Origin of the sequence: Prevotella pectinovora (assembly GCF_000834015.1) — a bacterium.
GTDB lineage: Bacteria > Bacteroidota > Bacteroidia > Bacteroidales > Bacteroidaceae > Prevotella > Prevotella pectinovora.
Genome location: NZ_JXQI01000081.1, coordinates 38,139 through 56,609, shown reverse-complemented (window position 1 = coordinate 56,609; position 18,471 = coordinate 38,139). Strand labels below are relative to the sequence as shown.

Sequence of the window (18,471 nt, the reverse complement as noted above, 5' to 3'; positions counted from 1 at the left end):
TGGATGCCATCCCGAGATTGCATATAGCCAACGAATTGTCAAGAGATGATTTGACAAAAACCCCTCGCAACAAGCTCAAATAGTTATTTTTATGAAATCCATATGCAGACCAACACACTTGTCAACCATTCTCCCCATTAGCCGGTTTACTTGTCAAACTCGCCCACTTATCAAATAATCCATTGCTACCGCTGAATAATTCAGATAGTTTTACTACTTTTGCACTGATGAAACGTATCATACTAATAACTGGCGGACAACGCTCGGGAAAGAGCGTCCTCGCCGAGCGCATGGCATTGGAGCTTTCCCGCAATCCTGTGTACATCGCCACGGCTCACATTTGGGATGAAGAATTCCAGCAGCGCGTGGACAAGCACAAGGAGCGCCGAGGAGAACAGTGGACCAACATCGAAGAGGAAAAACATCTCAGCAAGCTGTATATATATAATAAGGTGGCTGTGATAGACTGCCTGACTCTATGGTGTACGAATTTCTTCTTTTCTGCAGCCAACGATGAAAGCCATCAGCCTGACATCAACGAGACGCTGAAAGAGATTGAGGAAGAGTTCGACAAGTTTACCGACCAGGATGCCACATTCATCTTCGTGACCAACGAGATTGGCAGCGGAGGGGTGAGCGGCAATGCCGTACAACGCAGATTCACTGATCTGCTCGGATGGTTCAACCAATACGTTGCGGCCAAGGCTGACGACGTATACCTAACTGTAAGCGGAATTCCGGTGAAGATAAAGTAAGCAAAATATTATTCTATCATGATAAAATTCAATATAGTTTCGCCAGACCATAGCATCAAGGACGAAATACAAGACAAGATTGACAATCTGAACAAGCCGAAAGGTTCGCTGGGAATGCTCGAAGAACTGGCACTGAGGATATGCCTCGTGCAGCATTCTCTCCTCCCAACTCTCTTCCACCCCTGCCACTTGCTTTTTGGAGGTGACCACGGCATAGAGCGAGAAGGAGTCAGCCTGTCGCCAAGAGATGTGACATGGCAGCAGATGATAAACTTCACGAAAGGCGGAGGAGGTGTAAACATGTTCTGTCGCCAGCACAACTTCAAGCTCAGAATAATAGATATGGGAGTGGACTACGATCTTAGTTCTTTCCCTGAAATAAGGAACGAGAAGATTGCATGGGGAACAAAAGATTTCCTCCACGAAGCGGCAATGTCGGAAGAGGAGATGGACAAGGCTCTCTCTACGGGAGCAAAGATCATCGACGAATGTGCCGACGAAGGTTGCAACATCGTATGCATAGGCGAGATGGGAATAGCCAACACATCTCCTTCGAGCATCTGGCTGCATCTTATGGGAGGCGTACCACTTGACGACTGTGTGGGAGCCGGATCTGGAGTGGCAGGCAGTCAGTTGAGCCACAAGCATAAGGTATTGAAAGAGGCTGTGGATAAATTCAACAGGGACTTCCCCTATGCCAGCGCTACCGATATGATACGTTATTTCGGAGGTTTCGAGATGGTAGGAGCAATAGGAGCTATGCTGAGAGCCGCCGAACGCAGGATGATAGTGATGGTGGACGGTTTCATAATGTCGGCATGTATGCTTGCGGCAAGCCGCCTACATCCCGAAGTGCTCAACTACGCCATCTTCGGACACTGCGGAGACGAGCACGCCCATGCCAAGATGCTGCAGATAATGGGAGCGAAACCGATTCTGAACATCGGAATGAGATTGGGCGAAGGAACGGGAGCGTTGTGCGCCTACCCTATCATTGAGAGCAGCGTGAGGATGATAAACGAGATGAACAACTTTGAAAATGCAAATATCACTAAATACTTCTAAGTGGTGGCAGAACGTATGGGCAGCGCTCATATTCTTCACCCGACTGCCTTTCTGGCGTATCTATCAGCCGCCTAAAGAATCGTATAAAGCAGTGGTAGAATACTGGCCCATAGTGGGCTGGCTGACAGGAGGGGCTATGGCGGCAACGATATATTTCGGTTCTATGTATATGCCGCAGAACATAGCCATCGTAGCAGCGATCCTCTTGAGGATATTCATCACTGGAGCGCTGCACGAGGACGGACTGACAGACTTCGTTGACGGGTTCGGCGGAGGAGGCTCCGACAGGCAGAGGATTCTCGACATAATGAAAGACTCACGCATCGGCACGTATGGTGTGCTGGGTATAATATTCTATGAACTGCTGCTCTTTTTCAGCCTTTCGTGTATGCCTCCGATTCTTGCAGCATTGTCTGTATTCGCTGCCGACCCTTATGCCAAGATGCTCGCCGGCCAGATTATACAGATGATGCCGTATGCCAGGACTGAGGAACAATCCAAGGCAAAGAACGTATACCGACGCATGAATATCGGGGCAAGCATATGTCTCGCCTTGCAGGGACTTCTGCCTCTGGGACTGTTCTTCTATCTCACACGGCTTACACTGGAATGGGATCTGATAGTATTCGTTCCATGCGTGGTGATGTATTTCCTCTATAGACTGATATGGAAGAGACTCAAGGGATATACGGGAGACTGCTGCGGAGCACTGTTCCTCCTGATTGAACTCACTACATATCTCACCATCGCCATACTATGGTCGAATGCAATGAAGAGCGCCGCCATGGAAGGAAAGATGCTGGAGTTCATGTGGCATTAAGCCCAAATTATCAAAGACGGACGGGAAAAAGTGACCTTCATATCAGCTTGTTTGCTCGTTTGCTTGTCAACTCGTTAACTTGTCAACTCGTTAACTGAAAAAAACATGAAAGTAATATTAATCAGACACACAAGCGTAGACGTGCCGAAGGGCGTGTGCTACGGACAGACGGACGTTCCCGTGGCGGCAACGTTTACAGAAGAGGCAGAAATGACAAAGAAAGCACTCGGCGACAGAACGTTCGATGCCGTGTTCTCATCACCTCTCACCAGAGCGCGCCTGCTGGCAGACTATTGCGGTTATCCCACCCCCGTCACAGACAACCGACTCATGGAGATGAACATGGGCGACTGGGAAATGAAACGCTACGACGACATCAAGGACGACAACCTGCAGAAATGGTATGATGACTATATGCACGTTGCAACTACAAACGGTGAAAGTTTTCCGATGGTATATGAAAGGGTGGCAGGATTTCTCGACGAACTGAAGCAGAAGCCATACCGCCAGGTGGCCATCTTCGCCCACTGCGGAGTGTTGCTCTGTGCGGGCATCTACGGAGGCCTGTTCAAGGAGGAAGGATGCTTCGAACACACAGTGGAATACGGAGGGATAGAAGAAATCGAGATTTAGGAGTTCGGAATCATTCAGAACGAACTCAACAATTTTCTCCCGACCATGCAAAAGAAAAAATATTCAATTCAGGATAATAAAAATGTTTAGACAATTAGCAATCATTATTGGCTGCCTTGCCGTTGGTGAGTTCATAACATGGCTCACCGGCATCAGCGTGCCATCAAGCATCATTGGAATGCTTCTGCTCACCTTTTTGCTGAAGGTGAAAGTGATAAAACTGGAATGGGTAGAGACGATATCCAATTTCCTTGTGAAAAACATGGGCTTCTTCTTCGTGCCGCCAGGTGTGGCTCTGATGCTCTATTTCGACATTATCGGAAAAGAGATAGTGTCCATAGTGCTCGCCACGACCTTGAGCACCATGCTCGTGCTTGTGGTCACAGGCTGGACACACATCATGACAAGGAAGATAATAAAACGCATAAAAGGAAAAAAACTATAAGCAAATGGATATCCACGAATACCTCAACAACGATTATTTCCTGCTTACGCTGACGTTCGGAGTATATTTCCTCGCCAAGCTCGTAAGAAAAATGCTGCAGCTGCCGGTTTTCAATCCCATCCTGGTGAGCATAGCCTTCATGATATGCTTTCTCACGATAGCCGACATTGATTATGAAACCTACAAGTTAAGCGGTTCGAAGATAGACTTCTGGCTCAAGCCCGCCGTGGTGTCGCTCGGTGTTCCGCTATACAAGCAGCTCCACTCCATAAAGCATGAAATGGTGCCGATATTCATGTCGCAGCTCGTGGGATGCCTTGTCGGCATAGTGTCGGTCGTTGCCCTGGCACAGTATTTCGGTGCATCCCGCATCGTGGTGCTCTCGCTGGCAGCAAAATCTGTCACCACACCAATTGCAATGGAAGTGACACAGAGCATCGGCGGCATACCATCTCTCACCGCCACGATAGTGGTGTTCGTCGGCATCTTCGGAGCCATAACAGGATTCAGAATCCTCAAATACGGCCACATCGGAATGCCCTCATCCCAGGGAATCTCGCTCGGCACAGCATCACATGCCGTGGGAACATCGGCAGCTATGGAACATGGAATGGAGCATGGGGCCTATGCGTCGCTTGGACTTACGCTCAACGGCATATTCACCGCCATACTGACTCCATACATCCTGCAGATGATGGGCATCATATAACAAGTAAGACGAAACAAATCAGGATAATGGAAAATCTGGAAGTGATGGTGACTCTGTTCATCATCGTCATATTGGGCTACGTGCTATGCAAACTCGGATATATGGGCGACAAGTTCGACCAGAAACTGTCTACTATAGTTATCGACATCACCTGTCCGTCGCTTATCCTCTCGTCGGTAATGGGCGACACGCTGCCCGACCGCACGCTGATTCTACCGCTGCTGGGAGTAAGCATACTGACATACATCATACTCCTGGCATTCGGATTCTTCGTACCGAGATTCATAGCCAAAGACCACGACGCCCAGGGAATGATCGGATTCACACTGATGTTTGCTAACGTTGGTTTCATCGGCTATCCCATAGTGGCATCGATATTCGGACCTCACGCCATATTCTATGCCGCCCTGCTGAACATGCCCAACACCTTCTTCATATTCACAGCCGGCGTGATGCTCATCAAGGGAGAATACAGCATCAAGCAACTCAACCCCAAGATATTGTTCTCGCCGGCAATGATAGCCGCCTTTGCCGCTGCCCTACTTGTGGCATTCAATATCCGCACTCCCGAACTGATAGCCAAGCCGGTAACGATGGTGGGCAACATAACGGTTCCGGCAGCGCTGATGATAATAGGTTCGTCGATGGCACGTCTGCCGCTACACGACATCATCGGCACCCCGAAGGTCTACGTGGCATCGCTATTGAGACTCTGCATCATTCCTCTATCGCTGTTTTTCCTATTCAAGGCTCTGGGAGTGAGCGAAGTGGTGAATGCCATAAACACCGTAGTCATTGCCATGCCGGCAGCATCCTACGGCACTATGTTCTGTCTGAAATACGGGCGCAACCCTGCTCTCATGACAGAGATCACGTTCATCACCACAGTGGCGTCGATATTCACAATACCGATGATAACGCTGCTGTTCAAATAAGAGTCCGCTGTGTTGTCAGACCTTCTAAGGAGAGGTTACATTTCTCACTCAAATCGTACCAAGGTATTATTTTATCGTCACTTATTCACATTTCAGATGATTATAGCTGATGCTTGCGGTTTTTTTGCTACCTTTGCGACAAAATTGACTGAATAAGAAACTATCAACTAAAAACAAAGAAAAAAATGAATAGCGACCCAAAAGACTGTCTCTATTGCCAGAACAATGAGACATTGCACGATCTGATGATCGAAGTAGCGAAACTCAGCGTTTCACGAGTGTTCATCTTCAAGGAGCAGACCTATCATGGCCGTTGCCTCGTGGCATACAAAGACCATGTGGATGACCTGAACCTTCTGAGCGACGAGGAGCGCAACGCATTCATGGCCGATGTGGCAAAGGTGACACGTGCCATGCAGAAAGTATTCAACCCTGACAAAATTAACTATGGCGCCTATTCTGACACGCTGTCTCACCTCCACTTCCACCTGATACCGAAATACAAGGGCGGACCAGACTTCGGCGGCGTGTTCCAGATGAACCCAAAGAAAGTATATCTCACCGACGCTGAGTATACCGAAATGGCAGAGGCGCTGAAGAAGGAACTCTAACGAAAAATATGAGAATTGACATTATCACCGTGCTCCCAGCCATGATCGAAGGCTTCTGCAATGAGTCTATCCTGGCAAGGGCACAGAAGAAAGGACTGGCAGAAATCCATCTGCACAATCTGCGTGACTACTCTGCCGACAAGTGGAAAAGAGTGGACGATTATCCATACGGCGGATTTGCCGGCATGGTGATGCAGTGTGAACCTATAGACCGCTGCATCTCGGCTCTGAAAGCTGAGCGCGACTACGACGAAGTGATATTCACCTCGCCCGACGGAGAACAGTTCAACCAGCACGTGGCAAACGACCTGTCGATGAAGCAGAACCTCATCATCCTGTGTGGCCACTACAAAGGCATCGACCACCGCATCCGCGAACATCTCATCACTCGCGAGATAAGCATCGGCGACTATGTGCTCACCGGCGGCGAGCTTGCTGCTGCCGTTATGGCAGACGCCATCGTACGTATAGTGCCGGGAGTGATAAGCGACGAGCAGAGCGCCCTGTCCGACTGTTTCCAAGACGACATGCTCTCAGCGCCTATCTACACCAGACCGGCAGAATACAAAGGCTGGAAAGTGCCCGACATACTGCTCAGCGGCAACGAGGCAAAGATAAAGGATTGGGAGATGGAGCAGAGCTACGAGAGAACGAAGCGCCTGCGACCAGACCTGCTGAAATAACAATAACCGGATGACCTTTCAACCGGTAATTGTGATACCCCCCGAAAATCAGATAAATATTTTCGGGGGTTATTCTGTCTATTCATTAACTGCTTGCAGCCATTTGCTTTTAATTAGAAATATCCCATTATCATTCATAAATATTAGCAAGCCCTATTAAAACCATAAACAAACATCTTTTTACCACCTAAATTGACGAAGAGCCATAATTTATTGACTACTTTGTTATGTACCAGTTGTTTCATGCTACAAATGCAAGTTAAGTTTTACCTTTTCAATTAATCCGTTAGGATATTCAAATGACAAGGTTTTTCGATTAAAATGAGGTTTTGCCTTGTGAATGATGCGATGATAATTAGGTGACAACACCATTAAATTATCTGTACTATTATCAAGACTTTCTACGAAAGGGAGAATATGATGAGCTTCAACACAACTTACGCCATGCTGTTCACCAACATATTCACCTGTCATCTGACATCTATATCCATAAGTCATCTTCAACGACTCTCCAATCGACCGATCTAATTCGCGAACATTTTGCATTATTGATTTACGGACAACTTTAGCAGTAGGGTCTTGGCACTCTACAAATGTCTCGTATTCTTCTTCTGTCATTTGAGCGATTTCTTCCTTTGACTGTTTAATGACATCTTCAAATACAGGCTCCCAAACGAACAAGCCTGGTTCCGATGTACCATAAACAATGATTTGAGTATCATACTTGTCGGCGATGTTAATCCTTTTATTGCTACCCTTAGGTCTTTCAGAACGTTCATCCAAACAATACCGATATTCCTTCTCGAATATTTCTTGTAATTTTCCAAGAAGCATTTTATTGCTGTCGTATTTGAACTGTAGAATTTCTGTATGATTGTACTTATTTTGATCAAAGCCGATATTATTTATCTTGGTATAGAACATTTCCCCACCTAACATTATTCTAACATCAGTGCTTTCCTTGGCAGTGAGACGTTTGCCCAAAATGTCATACGTAAGTTGCTGGAATACCCTTGGAATGGGTAATCCACTTGTAAGGTATGACCATTGCAAAGGTCTTTTCATAAGGAATATTCTTTCTTCGTACATCTTTCACATTTTGTTATCTTAATTCCACATAGTTTCATCATCTCAGTAACGCCAATATAATCATCGGTCATTACAGCCACTATCTTTTCTACTTAAGCGCTACTTTGGTGGTCAGACTTCTTTTCCGCAGTCCACTCCGCCATCAATGCAGCCTTCAGAATAATCTCCCGATACATCAAAGACAGCCCATCGCAAGTACAGCCTTCATACAAAATTCGTCAAAATACTTGAGTTACACAAACTTTTCTCTGAAAATCTCGTCAACGAATTGGGGAATGTTCCACATCGTGGTCCTGTTCCCAAGTTTTCTGACTTGGAGGTAGTGGCACTATTCCTGACGGCAGAGACAGAGAACATTGATAGTGAGAAGCGGTTGTTCGGCTTTTGAATTGCAAGAGTAGCCATAAGCCGTAAATTCCCCCCTTAGCGTGGGGAATGAAACCCCACATTAGGGGGTTCTGTTCCCCACGCTGTGGGGGAAATTATGGACGATAAAAGCGTTGTCACAAATAGGTCTTCAGGAATGTCTCAAAGAAGTGACATCAATTCAGAGAAGTCATCTATCAGAAAATCGGCATCAGAGAGATCTTCGCGAGTACCGTTGCCGTAAGTCACGCCACAGGTCAATGTTCCGGCAGCACGGCCCATATCAATGTCGTATGTCATATCACCTACGGTAAGGGTGGTATCAGGGGTACCTCCGGTTAATTCAAGAACTCTCAGAACCATGTCTGGTGCCGGCTTCGCATTCTCTATATCATCCGAAGCCACAATACAAGAGATGCAATCCATAATGTCGTACTGCTCCACGTATTCCACAAGCGACTGCCGACTCCTGCTGCTGGCTATCGCCAAAGTCTTGCCTGAGGCTTTCAGTTTGCGTATGGTATCAATGACATTAGGGAAAGGCTTAACAGTCATCTCCTGTTTGTTCTCCATAAAGATGCGACGGTAAGTATCAGCACAACGTTGCCCATCAGCATCACTAATGCCAAACATCGAGACAAAAGCCTGATACAGAGGCAGTCCGATAGTGGCGGCACACTCCTCATCGGTGCGCCGTGGCAGGCGGCATTCGCATATTGTCTGTTGAAGAGTCCTGACGATAAGACTGCGCGAATCGCCCATCGTTCCGTCGAAATCAAGTATTATGGTTCTTATATTCATATACATTTTCTTTTCACTATTTCACGAACCTCAGCCTTACCCATAGACTTCTCGGCAGCAAACGCCAGAAAGCCACGAGCAGACGGTAACGCCAGTCTATCGTCACCACCTCTCTACCCTTCTCCACTGCCTTCACTATGTCGGCAGCCACACTGTCTGCCGACAGTTGCAATGGGAAATTGCTGCCGGCTATCAGATCGGTGGCCACGAAACCAGGCCGTATATCGGTGATGCGGACAGGCAACTGACGCATCCGTGCCTGTTGCGACAAGCATTCAAGATAATGCGTCTGAAAGCGTTTCGTGGCAGAATAGGCAGGAGCAGCTCCCAGTCCTTTCGTGCCGGCAATCGACGTTATGCAGGCTATGCGTCCAGCCTTCCCGCTATCGGCAAACCAATTGTATGCAGCCGTCACCATACGCGTAAATCCCACTCCGTTTGTCTCCACAGTAGCAATCTCCTTGTCTGCTTCAAGCGAACCGTTCTGCCAACCGATGCCGGAACTATGGAAATAGAGGTCTATTCCGCCAAGTTCCCGTATCATGTCGAGCAGCTGCTGCGGTGCCTCAGCGCTTCTCACGTCGATTCTCCTGTATGCAACGATGCCTTCGGTTTCACGCATGATATCTCTGAGTCTCTCCTCACGACGCCCTGCTATGCCGACTTCATATCCGCCGGATGCCAGAAGACGTGCCACCTCAAGTCCTATGCCCGACGTGGCTCCCACAACGATGGCCTTTTTCTTCATATTCATTTCCTTTAAAGATGTTGTCTATCAGACATACGCAAGTCTTGATACGAAACGATCCCTGTCAATCAAATAATTGTCAACAGGGATCGTTAATGATATTTATCTCTTCCACCTTCACAAATACGCATCAAAGAATGGCTGCAAGCCGTCTGTTGTCTGCAGGAAGAGAGAAGATTGATTTTTTATTTAGCGCCCTCAAACTCCTCAAGGAAGCGCACATCGTTCTCAGAGAACAGACGCAGGTCGGAAACCTGATACTTCAGGTTGGTGATACGCTCCACACCGAGGCCGAAGGCATAACCGGTATATACCTTGCTGTCTATGCCGCAAAGCTCCAACACGTTGGGGTCAACCATTCCGCAGCCCAGGATTTCCACCCATCCTGTATGCTTGCAGAATCCGCAGCCCTTACCGCCGCAGATGTGGCATGAGATATCCATCTCGGCACTTGGCTCCGTGAATGGGAAATAGCTTGGACGCAGACGAATCTTTGTGTCTGCTCCGAACATCTCGCGGGCAAAGGTCAGGAGCACCTGCTTGAGGTCGGTGAACGATACGTTCTTGTCGATGTAGAGTCCCTCTATCTGATGGAAGAAGCAGTGTGCACGTGCTGTGATTGCCTCATTGCGATATACTCGTCCCGGACAGATGATACGGATAGGAGGCTGCGATGTCTCCATCACGCGTGCCTGCACCGAACTTGTGTGGCTACGAAGAAGGATGTTCTTCGTAACATCGTTTGGATTCTGCTCTATGAAGAATGTGTCCTGCATGTCGCGGGCAGGATGGTCGGCGGCGAAATTCATCTTCGTGAACACATGCAGGTCGTCTTCTGCCTCTGGTCCATCAGCAAGCACAAATCCCATACGGGAGAAAATGTCGATGATCTCGTTCTTGACGATGGTCAGCGGATGGCGTGTTCCGAGCTTTATCGGATAGGCAGTCCTTGTCAGGTCGAGTCCCTGGTCGCCGTCTTCGCTTGTTTCGATGGCATCACGCAGGGCATTGAGCCTTTCGAGAGCAGTCTGCTTGAGCTCGTTGATTTTCATTCCCACCTCTTTTTTCTGGTCGGCAGGTACATTTCTAAAATCTGCCATTACGGCATTGATCTCACCTTTCTTGCTGAGATATTTCAGGCGCAACGCCTCTATCTCCTCAGCATTCGAGGCTTTCATTTCTTTTACCTCTGCAAGGAGGCTTTCAATCTTGTCAAGTATCATATCCAAATACTATTTTTCTTGTAATTTCAAATATGGAGAAGCTCACACCATTATCATCAAAAAGATGGCAGAACCCATTTCGGGAGCAAATTTACTGCATTTTTTCGAGAAACGTGCAAATGACACGATATATTTGACTTCAGGCTGCTGGCACCACGCATAAAAAGAGACGAAAGAGCCTTATTGCATCCATTTATCCGTCAAGCCATAATGGAGGATTGGGGTTAAGACGATTTTCTGACGACGCGGAAATATCGCTCTTATGTCAAGAGTTTTAGGCTATAACGAAAATTTTAAAGAAAATGTTTGCACAGTATATGATAAAATATGTACTTTTGCGAAAATTTGAGAGTAAACATTATTCTAAAAGATTATTTCTCGGTATAATAAGACAATGAGAAAAGGATTTCTATTTGTTGTCATCACAATCGTCACGATGATGCTGACGACAACGGGATGCGCTGACAAGAAAGCATCCGGAGCCGACTCCACGATGACCGACTCCACCGACACAACAGCTGCCGACACACTGGAACAGCTCATCACGGAACAGCCGATGCCAAAGGCAGCCGATGAGTTGTTTGACGATTTCATCTTCAATTTCGCCGCAAACAAAAAGCTGCAGATGAAGAGAATCAAGTTTCCGCTGAAGGTGGTAAACGGCAAAACGGAGAAGTTGCTCGAAAAGGGGCAATGGAAGATGGAACATTTCTTTATGAACCAGGGTTACTACACGCTTATCTTCGACAACCGCAAGCAGATGAAGCTCGTGAAAGACACGTCGATAAACAATGTAGTGGTGGAGAAAATCTATCTGAAGAAAAAGAAGGTGAAACAATACATCTTCAACCGCATAAACGGACAGTGGATGCTCGTGGAGGTGAACACGGGGGCGATGTATCAGAACAACAATGCCTCATTCCTCAACTTCTATCAGAAATTCGCTACCGACTCGACTTATCAGGCACACCATCTGAATTCCCCGATACATTTCAATGGTCCTGACCCTGATGATGACTTCAGCACGATGAGCGGAGACATCCTGCCAGAAACATGGCCTGCTTTCGCTCCTGAGTTGCCTTCTGGATTCATATACAACATAATGTATGGACAGAAATACACGCAGAGCAACCAGAAGATTCTCGTGATGCGAGGCATTGCCAACGGTATGGAGATGGAACTGACATTCGTAAGAAGGGGCAAGAAATGGCTCCTGACACGACTCTCAGAATAAAAAAGAAAAAAATCAATAATACATGAAAGACTCCTATCGGCAGTGTTCAAATAGAACTGCCGACGGGAGTTTTTTCAATTCCGACCGCACTTTTCAAAACCCTATCAGCCGACAAGACCGGTCTGAAGGATGAAAAAGGTATAGGTCAGGCAACATCAAGGAAATTACACTGCGATTTTGAAAGATTCAAGAATTCAGGATAATTAAATTTAAACTTAAAAAAAGAAAGAAAGTGAAAGATTTACGAAACTACAGTCTGGCACAGCACAACACATTTGGCATCGATGCCAAATGCAGCCGCTTCATAGAGTTCTCCAGCGTGGCGGAAGCCAAGGAGACAGTGAAGAACATAAGCGACGAGGACATGCCGTTGTTGCTTCTCGGTGGCGGAAGTAATCTGTTGCTGACAAAAGACTTCAACGGCACCGTGCTCCATTCTGCCATCAAGGGCATCAGCTCCACATTCATCGATGGCGGAGTGCTCGTGAGATGCGGCAGCGGAGAAACATGGGACGATGTCGTGGCACACTGCGTGGCACACGGATGGTATGGCACGGAAAACCTGTCGCTCATCCCTGGTGAGGTGGGTGCCTCGGCTGTACAGAACATCGGCGCGTATGGTGCTGAAGTGAAGGACATAATATACAAAGTGGAGGCTGTGGAGATTGCCACAGGCAAATCTTGCTACTTCACCAACGAACAGTGTGAGTATGCCTACCGCAAGAGCCGTTTCAAGGAGGACTGGAAGAACAAATATCTGATTACCCACGTGACCTACAAGCTGTCGCTGGTATTCAACCCGCATCTCGACTACGGCAACATCCGTGCGGAACTCGACAAGGAGGGTATCAGCGACCCGACGGCTGCCGAGCTGCGCAACGCCATAATCAAGATCCGCGACGCCAAGCTGCCTGACCCTAAGGTGGAAGGCAACGCCGGCAGCTTCTTCATGAACCCCTTGGTAAGCAAGGACAAGTTCAACGAACTGCTCAAGAAATATCCACAGATGCCTCACTACGATGTGGACGACACACACGAGAAGATTCCGGCTGGATGGATGATAGACCAATGCGGATGGAAAGGCAAGACGCTGGGCAGAGCCGGAGTACACTCCAAACAGGCCCTCGTGCTCGTGAACAAGGGCGGTGCCACCGGCAATGACATCGTGGCGCTATGCGACCGCATCCGCAGCGACGTGGAAAAGAAGTTCGGCATCGACATCCATCCCGAAGTAAATATCATCTGATATATATGAAACTTACATTTCTCGGAACAGGAACATCGGTTGGTGTGCCCACGATAGGCTGCTCTTGCAAAGTTTGCAAGAGCCATGACCCTCGCGACAGGCGCACCAGATGCTCGGCAATGGTGGAAACGGAACAGACAAGGATTGTGATAGACTGCGGACCGGACTTCAGGGAACAGATGCTCAGACAGGAATTCCGCAAGATAGACGCCGTGCTCGTGACACACTCCCACTACGACCACGTAGGAGGAATGGATGATTTGCGGCCTTTCTGTCAATTCGGCGACATCAATGTCTACAGCGATTCCATTTCTGAAAAAAGTCTCCGGTCCATGATGCCATACTGCTTCGTGGAACATCCCTACCCCGGTGTGCCCAAAATCAGTCTGCATGATATTCATCCTCACCAGGAACTGAAGATCAACGAGCTGACGGTCATACCCCTACAGGTGATGCACGACAAGCTGCCTATACTGGGCTACAAGATAGGCAGGCTCGCCTACATAACAGATATGAAGACCATACCGGAGGGAGAAATCGACTATCTGCAAGACATTGACTATCTGGTGGTAAATGCCCTTCGCTTCACCAAGCCTCACCATTCCCACATGCTCGTGGACGAGGCCCTCGAGTTTGCACGCAAGACAAGCGCCAAGCAAGTGTTCCTCACCCACATGTGCCACGACATCGGACTGTTTGACGAGGCTGAGCAGAAACTTCCAGAAGGGATACATTTGTCTTACGACGGAGAGGTGGTAGAGATATAATCCCAAAACGATCATTAGACCGTTCCATGTATTTTTTATAACTGCTTGCAGTCTTTTGCTTTTTATAAGGCGTCTTTTGTCCGTTTTTTAATTCGCAATAGCTCGCTATTACTCATTAAAAGCCAAACAAAATCCACTCTTCTAAAAAACAAAATCCAAGCAAGCCCTAATGACCGATTTGGGATAATCCCAAAAATCGGTCATTAGAGCAATATAAAAGTATCACGAATTTGTTTTGATACTAAGCTCTAACGACCGATTTTCATTGTATGAAGAGAAACAGCGTCATCTGTTTCTCAGTTCCCAGAACGCCACAGCCGAAGCTGCCGCAACATTCAGCGAATCCACATTATACGACATCGGTATACGTGCCACATAGTCGGCTGCGTCGATGGCATACTGGGGCAGTCCGTCGCCCTCTGTGCCCATAATTATTGCAAGTTTGTTTTCAGCCTTCAACCGTTCGTCGTCAATGGCAACAGACTTGTCGGTAAGTGCCATAGCTACTGTCTTGAAACCCAGAGCGTTGAGCTCCTGCTGATAATCGTCAGACCACGTCCATGGCACAAGGAACACCGTTCCCATCGACACTCTGACAGAACGGCGGTTGAGCGGGTCGCAGGAATTGCTCGTCACGACAACGGCATCAATGCCCAAAGCCGCCGCAGAACGGAATATCGCACCGATGTTGGTATTGTCAACCACCCCGTTTATCACAGCCACACGATGTGCATCCCGGCACACATCAGCTATGCTGACAGTTGGTTTTCGACGCATAGCACACAGCACACCTCTCGTTAGCGTATATCCCGTGAGCGAAGCGAGAAGGTCACGTTCGCCTATATACACGGGGATGTCTCCGGAGCGGCGGATAATATCCTTGGCATCACCCTCGATATGCTTTTCCTCACACAAGACAGACACTGGCTCGTAGCCTGCATCCAATGCTACCTTTATCACCTTAGGGCTCTCGGCGATGAACAATCCTCCCAAATCGTCATAGAAGGATTTCAACTGACGCTCTGTCAGCGAACCGTATACTTCAAGTCCCGGCTCTGAGAGCGATGTTACTCTTATTATTGGCATAGTGTTTTATTTGTTGACAAGTTGACGAGTTGACAAGTTGCCCATCATTCTTCTATCATATTCAGGAAATCATCTTCGCTGACGATCTGTATACCGAGCTTTTCAGCCTTCTGCAATTTCGACGGTCCCATGTTGTCGCCTGCAAGGATAAATGACGTCTTGCCGCTGATGCTCCCCACATTCTTTCCGCCATGCTGCTCAATCATCAGTTTGTATTCGTCACGGCTATGATGCTGGAACACTCCGCTTATGACGATGCTCTTTCCCTTGAGTCTGTCGGAGGCTTGTGCTGTCTGCTCCTCGCTCAGAGCCATCTGCAGACCGTAGCTTCGCAACCTTTCGACAATCTCGAGATTCTGCTCGTTGTGGAAATACGTCATTATGCTTTTTGCCATCACTTCGCCAATGCCGTCGATCTCGAGAAGCTGCTCCAGAGTGGCATCTTTCAGTGCATCGATATTCTTGAAATGGCGTGCAATGAGTTTTCCTGATGTCTCTCCCACGAAACGGATTCCGAGGGCGAATACCACCCGTTCAAAAGGCACTTGCTTGGATGCCTCAATGCCATTGATAATCTTCATGGCTGACTTCTGACGGCTGCCGTCGCCATTGATCTGCTGCACGTTGATGGTGTAGAGGTCGGCAACATTATGCACAAGTCCCTGACGGTAGAAGTCGTCAACGGTCTCCGGCCCGATACTATCGATATTCATCGCCTTGCGGGAGATGAAATGCTCTATGCGCCCCTTTATCTGAGGAGGACAACCGGCATCGTTCGGACAATACCATGCGGCCTCACCCTCGTAGCGCACGAGGCGTGTGCCACACTCCGGACAATGGGTGATGAAACGGACGGGCTGGGCTATGATCGGACGCTGGTCGATGTCAACGCCTACAATCTTTGGAATTATCTCTCCGCCTTTCTCCACATAAACATAATCACCGATATGCAGGTCAAGACTACGTATGAAGTCCTCGTTGTTGAGTGTAGCCCGCTTGACAGTGGTTCCAGCCAACTGCACAGGGTCCATATTAGCCACAGGAGTGACAGCACCCGTCCTGCCCACCTGGAATGTCACTTCGTTGAGCTTCGTGCAGGCTCTCTCCGCCTTGTATTTATAGGCTATAGCCCAACGTGGACTCTTGGCAGTATAACCGAGGATGCGCTGCTGCCGCAGGGAGTTCACCTTGAGCACAATACCGTCGGTGGCAACGGGAAGGTTCTTACGCTCCGCGTCCCAATAACGTATATATTCATAAATTTCTTCGAGTGTCTTCACTTTCTTCATGCCCTGACTGATCTTGAATCCCCAACGGCTCGCTTCCATAAGGTTCTCATAATGACCGTCAGCAGGCAGTTCTTCGCCAAGTAGATAATACAGATAGGCATCGAGCTGACGACTTGCCACGAGAGCCGAACTCTGGCTCTTCAGCGTTCCGCTCGCCGCATTGCGCGGATTGGCGAAAAGTGGTTCTTCTGCCTTCTCCCGTTCCTCATTGAGACGCTCAAACACTTTCCACGGCATCAGAATCTCGCCTCTTATCTCAAACTCATGAGGATAGCCAGTGCCAGGCAGCACGAGAGGGATGCAACGGATGGTCTTCACATTGTCGGTCACATCGTCGCCATGCACTCCATCGCCTCGGGTAACGCCTCTCATGAGTTTACCGTCTACGTATGTCAGACTGATTGAAAGACCGTCGTATTTCATCTCGCAGCACACCTCGAAATCCTCTCCTCCGAGTCCACGCTTCACACTGTCGTACCACTCTGCCACATCCTGTTCATTGTATGTATTGGCAAGTGAGAGCATCGGATACTTGTGTGCCACCTGCTGGAAATCATGTCCGAGGTCGCTACCCACTCGCTGCGTTGGTGAGTTCGGGTCGGCAAGTTCGGGATGTCTCGCCTCAAGGTCTTGCAGTTCGTGCATCATGAAATCAAACTGCTGGTCAGTGATTTCCGGTTGGTTGAGCACGTAGTATTTATAGTTATGATCATGCAACTCTTTCCTGAGCTGCAGTATTCTCTGTCTTTCGTCCATTATAATGATTGCTATTAAAATTCAAAGTTACAAAATCTGCATGATATACGAGTTATCATCAAACAAAATGATATTCTGTGAAGTTTCCCCTCAAATCCATAAACCGAATTGAACCTTCCGGTCATTGTCATGATTCACGGATAGTTTTATATGCAATGTCCGGAGAAGAGGGAATGCCTACTGCATATACTCCCTGCAAAACTTCTCTCCGAGCATGAAGCCTTCCTCGTATAGACGTTCGAGTTTGTCGAGGTCTCTCTCCAAGCGCCCCACCTCCATCGGTCTCTCAGGACGTATACATATTATCTCACCCTTCTCTTCCATCTCGTCAATCATATCGAGCTGACGGTTGTAAGCCTCGCAGCGATGGCTCAGCGCCACACGCAGACGAGGATAGCCCTTGTATATGAAATGGGGAATCTTATGGTCGTGTTCTGTCAAACGGTAGCCTTTGTTGCGGGTGAGCACAAGCACATTGGTCTTGTGTCCCTTCTCTATAGAGCGCATGAGCGGGATGCTGTCTACTATACCCCCGTCGAGCATAGGCACACCGTCTACGTTCACAATCTTGCTCACGTATGGCAGACTGCTCGATGCCATCACGATATCGATAAGACGCTGCTTGTCCTTTCGCTCCGAGAGATAACACGGTCTGCCGGTAAGACAATTCGTTGTGACCATCTCAAACTCATCGGGATTGTTGAAGTATGCATCGTAATCATAAGGCAACAGCTTTTCGGGAAAATCTTCGTAAAGAAGCTTGCGGTCGATGATGCATCCCTGCGAGAAGAGGTAGCGCAGACCGATGTATTTATACTTGAGGAGAAAATCGATGTTTGAGATGCGCGCTCTCCTTATCTGATGACTCATGTATGACAAGCCGTTGCAGGCACCTGCCGAAACAGCCACGACATAGTGGAAATACACGTCGTGTTTCATGAATCCGTCAAGCACTCCGCTGGTGAAGACGCCACGCATACCGCCTCCCTCAAGCACTAATCCCGTGTTCCAATTTACTTTCATAAGTATCTGTTTTTTCCCTAAAAAGAGTCTATATAGCTTGTAAAAGCTACACGTATTAAAGGAATTATAACGAAAAATCTATAAAATTCTATGCAAAGATAATGCTTTTCAAGCAATTATATCTATCTTTGCAAAGAGAAAACTTGCACAACCGTGCAGCTTTTTCTTGCCATGGCAAAGATTGGGC

The 18,471-nt window shown here is 47.9% G+C and carries 19 protein-coding genes and 1 pseudogene; 13 read left to right on the top strand and 7 right to left on the bottom strand.

Going from position 1 to position 18,471, the window contains the following annotated elements:
• Window positions 1-227: 227 nt before the first annotated feature.
• The 9 genes from cobU to trmD all read left to right on the top strand — a co-directional run bounded on the left by cobU (window position 228) and on the right by trmD (window position 6,656).
• Window positions 228-755 carry a bifunctional adenosylcobinamide kinase/adenosylcobinamide-phosphate guanylyltransferase gene (gene cobU / locus ST42_RS11805; protein WP_022315891.1) on the top strand — a complete coding sequence of 176 codons (528 nt, stop codon included), beginning with the start codon at window positions 228-230 and terminating at the stop codon, window positions 753-755.
• Between the two features lie 18 nt (window positions 756-773).
• On the top strand, window positions 774-1,820 hold the full coding sequence (cobT, locus tag ST42_RS11800; RefSeq protein WP_022315890.1) for a nicotinate-nucleotide--dimethylbenzimidazole phosphoribosyltransferase: 1,047 nt from the start codon (window positions 774-776) through the stop codon (window positions 1,818-1,820).
• Window positions 1,795-2,640 carry an adenosylcobinamide-GDP ribazoletransferase gene (locus ST42_RS11795; protein ID WP_022315889.1) on the top strand — a complete coding sequence of 282 codons (846 nt, stop codon included), beginning with the start codon at window positions 1,795-1,797 and terminating at the stop codon, window positions 2,638-2,640. Before cobT ends, ST42_RS11795 begins: the two co-directional genes overlap by 26 nt.
• A 105-nt stretch (window positions 2,641-2,745) precedes the next feature.
• Window positions 2,746-3,273, top strand: coding sequence for an alpha-ribazole phosphatase (gene cobC / locus ST42_RS11790; protein WP_022315888.1), 528 nt, complete (start codon window positions 2,746-2,748; stop codon window positions 3,271-3,273).
• An 82-nt stretch (window positions 3,274-3,355) separates the two neighbouring features.
• On the top strand, window positions 3,356-3,718 hold the full coding sequence (locus ST42_RS11785; RefSeq protein ID WP_044073624.1) for a CidA/LrgA family protein: 363 nt from the start codon (window positions 3,356-3,358) through the stop codon (window positions 3,716-3,718).
• Between the two features lie 4 nt (window positions 3,719-3,722).
• Entirely contained in the window at window positions 3,723-4,427 is a 705-nt protein-coding gene (locus ST42_RS11780; protein WP_022315886.1) for an LrgB family protein, read from the top strand.
• A gap of 26 nt (window positions 4,428-4,453) precedes the next feature.
• Complete coding sequence (locus ST42_RS11775; protein ID WP_042519567.1) at window positions 4,454-5,362, top strand: AEC family transporter; 909 nt, start codon at window positions 4,454-4,456, stop codon at window positions 5,360-5,362.
• Between the two features lie 152 nt (window positions 5,363-5,514).
• Window positions 5,515-5,973, top strand: coding sequence for an HIT family protein (locus tag ST42_RS11770; protein WP_330072000.1), 459 nt, complete (start codon window positions 5,515-5,517; stop codon window positions 5,971-5,973).
• An 8-nt stretch (window positions 5,974-5,981) separates the two neighbouring features.
• Window positions 5,982-6,656, top strand: a complete 675-nt coding sequence (gene trmD, locus ST42_RS11765; RefSeq protein ID WP_022315883.1) for a tRNA (guanosine(37)-N1)-methyltransferase TrmD — start codon at window positions 5,982-5,984, stop codon at window positions 6,654-6,656.
• Window positions 6,657-6,902: 246 nt separating this feature from the next.
• Here the strand turns inward: trmD and ST42_RS13320 are convergent, their stop codons facing one another.
• Entirely contained in the window at window positions 6,903-7,745 is an 843-nt protein-coding gene (locus tag ST42_RS13320) for an HNH endonuclease signature motif containing protein (protein ID WP_052488341.1), read from the bottom strand.
• 223 nt (window positions 7,746-7,968) lie between these two features.
• Here ST42_RS13320 and ST42_RS13660 point away from each other — a divergent pair.
• Window positions 7,969-8,130: pseudogene (locus tag ST42_RS13660) on the top strand (IS982 family transposase); the annotation flags it as partial.
• Window positions 8,131-8,273: 143 nt separating this feature from the next.
• Here the strand turns inward: ST42_RS13660 and ST42_RS11755 are convergent.
• From ST42_RS11755 to pheS, 3 genes are all read right to left on the bottom strand, one after another.
• On the bottom strand, window positions 8,274-8,912 hold the full coding sequence (locus ST42_RS11755) for an HAD family hydrolase (protein WP_044073628.1): 639 nt from the start codon (window positions 8,910-8,912) through the stop codon (window positions 8,274-8,276).
• A gap of 16 nt (window positions 8,913-8,928) precedes the next feature.
• Window positions 8,929-9,660: an SDR family NAD(P)-dependent oxidoreductase gene (locus tag ST42_RS11750; protein ID WP_022315879.1), complete on the bottom strand. Its 732-nt coding sequence runs from the start codon at window positions 9,658-9,660 to the stop codon at window positions 8,929-8,931.
• Window positions 9,661-9,845: 185 nt separating this feature from the next.
• Window positions 9,846-10,883 (bottom strand): phenylalanine--tRNA ligase subunit alpha, encoded by a 1,038-nt coding sequence (pheS, locus tag ST42_RS11745; RefSeq protein ID WP_022315878.1) that lies wholly within the window; start codon window positions 10,881-10,883, stop codon window positions 9,846-9,848.
• A 394-nt stretch (window positions 10,884-11,277) separates the two neighbouring features.
• Here pheS and ST42_RS11740 point away from each other — a divergent pair, with 394 nt between their 5' ends.
• From ST42_RS11740 to ST42_RS11730, 3 genes are all read left to right on the top strand, one after another.
• Window positions 11,278-12,117, top strand: a complete 840-nt coding sequence (locus tag ST42_RS11740; RefSeq protein ID WP_022315877.1) for a DUF4348 domain-containing protein — start codon at window positions 11,278-11,280, stop codon at window positions 12,115-12,117.
• A gap of 232 nt (window positions 12,118-12,349) precedes the next feature.
• Window positions 12,350-13,363 carry a UDP-N-acetylmuramate dehydrogenase gene (gene murB, locus ST42_RS11735; RefSeq protein WP_022315875.1) on the top strand — a complete coding sequence of 338 codons (1,014 nt, stop codon included), beginning with the start codon at window positions 12,350-12,352 and terminating at the stop codon, window positions 13,361-13,363.
• 5 nt (window positions 13,364-13,368) lie between these two features.
• Window positions 13,369-14,130 carry an MBL fold metallo-hydrolase gene (locus ST42_RS11730; RefSeq protein WP_044073623.1) on the top strand — a complete coding sequence of 254 codons (762 nt, stop codon included), beginning with the start codon at window positions 13,369-13,371 and terminating at the stop codon, window positions 14,128-14,130.
• Window positions 14,131-14,415: 285 nt separating this feature from the next.
• Here ST42_RS11730 and ST42_RS11725 read toward each other — a convergent pair whose 3' ends face one another.
• The 3 genes from ST42_RS11725 to ST42_RS11715 form a co-directional block, all read right to left on the bottom strand.
• On the bottom strand, window positions 14,416-15,216 hold the full coding sequence (locus ST42_RS11725) for a TrmH family RNA methyltransferase (RefSeq protein WP_022315873.1): 801 nt from the start codon (window positions 15,214-15,216) through the stop codon (window positions 14,416-14,418).
• 44 nt (window positions 15,217-15,260) lie between these two features.
• Window positions 15,261-17,261, bottom strand: coding sequence for an NAD-dependent DNA ligase LigA (ligA, locus tag ST42_RS11720; protein WP_042519564.1), 2,001 nt, complete (start codon window positions 17,259-17,261; stop codon window positions 15,261-15,263).
• 177 nt (window positions 17,262-17,438) lie between these two features.
• Window positions 17,439-18,284 carry a patatin-like phospholipase family protein gene (locus ST42_RS11715; RefSeq protein ID WP_044073621.1) on the bottom strand — a complete coding sequence of 282 codons (846 nt, stop codon included), beginning with the start codon at window positions 18,282-18,284 and terminating at the stop codon, window positions 17,439-17,441.
• Window positions 18,285-18,471 lie beyond the last annotated feature (187 nt).

Coding starts and splice junctions, on each gene's coding strand:
- cobU (WP_022315891.1), top strand. CDS start 228: ATGAAACGTATCATACTAATAACTGGCGGACAACGCTCGGGAAAGAGC.
- cobT (WP_022315890.1), top strand. CDS start 774: ATGATAAAATTCAATATAGTTTCGCCAGACCATAGCATCAAGGACGAA.
- ST42_RS11795 (WP_022315889.1), top strand. CDS start 1,795: ATGCAAATATCACTAAATACTTCTAAGTGGTGGCAGAACGTATGGGCA.
- cobC (WP_022315888.1), top strand. CDS start 2,746: ATGAAAGTAATATTAATCAGACACACAAGCGTAGACGTGCCGAAGGGC.
- ST42_RS11785 (WP_044073624.1), top strand. CDS start 3,356: ATGTTTAGACAATTAGCAATCATTATTGGCTGCCTTGCCGTTGGTGAG.
- ST42_RS11780 (WP_022315886.1), top strand. CDS start 3,723: ATGGATATCCACGAATACCTCAACAACGATTATTTCCTGCTTACGCTG.
- ST42_RS11775 (WP_042519567.1), top strand. CDS start 4,454: ATGGAAAATCTGGAAGTGATGGTGACTCTGTTCATCATCGTCATATTG.
- trmD (WP_022315883.1), top strand. CDS start 5,982: ATGAGAATTGACATTATCACCGTGCTCCCAGCCATGATCGAAGGCTTC.
- ST42_RS13320 (WP_052488341.1), bottom strand. CDS start 7,745: ATGTACGAAGAAAGAATATTCCTTATGAAAAGACCTTTGCAATGGTCA.
- ST42_RS11755 (WP_044073628.1), bottom strand. CDS start 8,912: ATGAATATAAGAACCATAATACTTGATTTCGACGGAACGATGGGCGAT.
- ST42_RS11750 (WP_022315879.1), bottom strand. CDS start 9,660: ATGAAGAAAAAGGCCATCGTTGTGGGAGCCACGTCGGGCATAGGACTT.
- pheS (WP_022315878.1), bottom strand. CDS start 10,883: ATGATACTTGACAAGATTGAAAGCCTCCTTGCAGAGGTAAAAGAAATG.
- ST42_RS11740 (WP_022315877.1), top strand. CDS start 11,278: ATGAGAAAAGGATTTCTATTTGTTGTCATCACAATCGTCACGATGATG.
- ST42_RS11730 (WP_044073623.1), top strand. CDS start 13,369: ATGAAACTTACATTTCTCGGAACAGGAACATCGGTTGGTGTGCCCACG.
- ST42_RS11725 (WP_022315873.1), bottom strand. CDS start 15,216: ATGCCAATAATAAGAGTAACATCGCTCTCAGAGCCGGGACTTGAAGTA.
- ligA (WP_042519564.1), bottom strand. CDS start 17,261: ATGGACGAAAGACAGAGAATACTGCAGCTCAGGAAAGAGTTGCATGAT.
- ST42_RS11715 (WP_044073621.1), bottom strand. CDS start 18,284: ATGAAAGTAAATTGGAACACGGGATTAGTGCTTGAGGGAGGCGGTATG.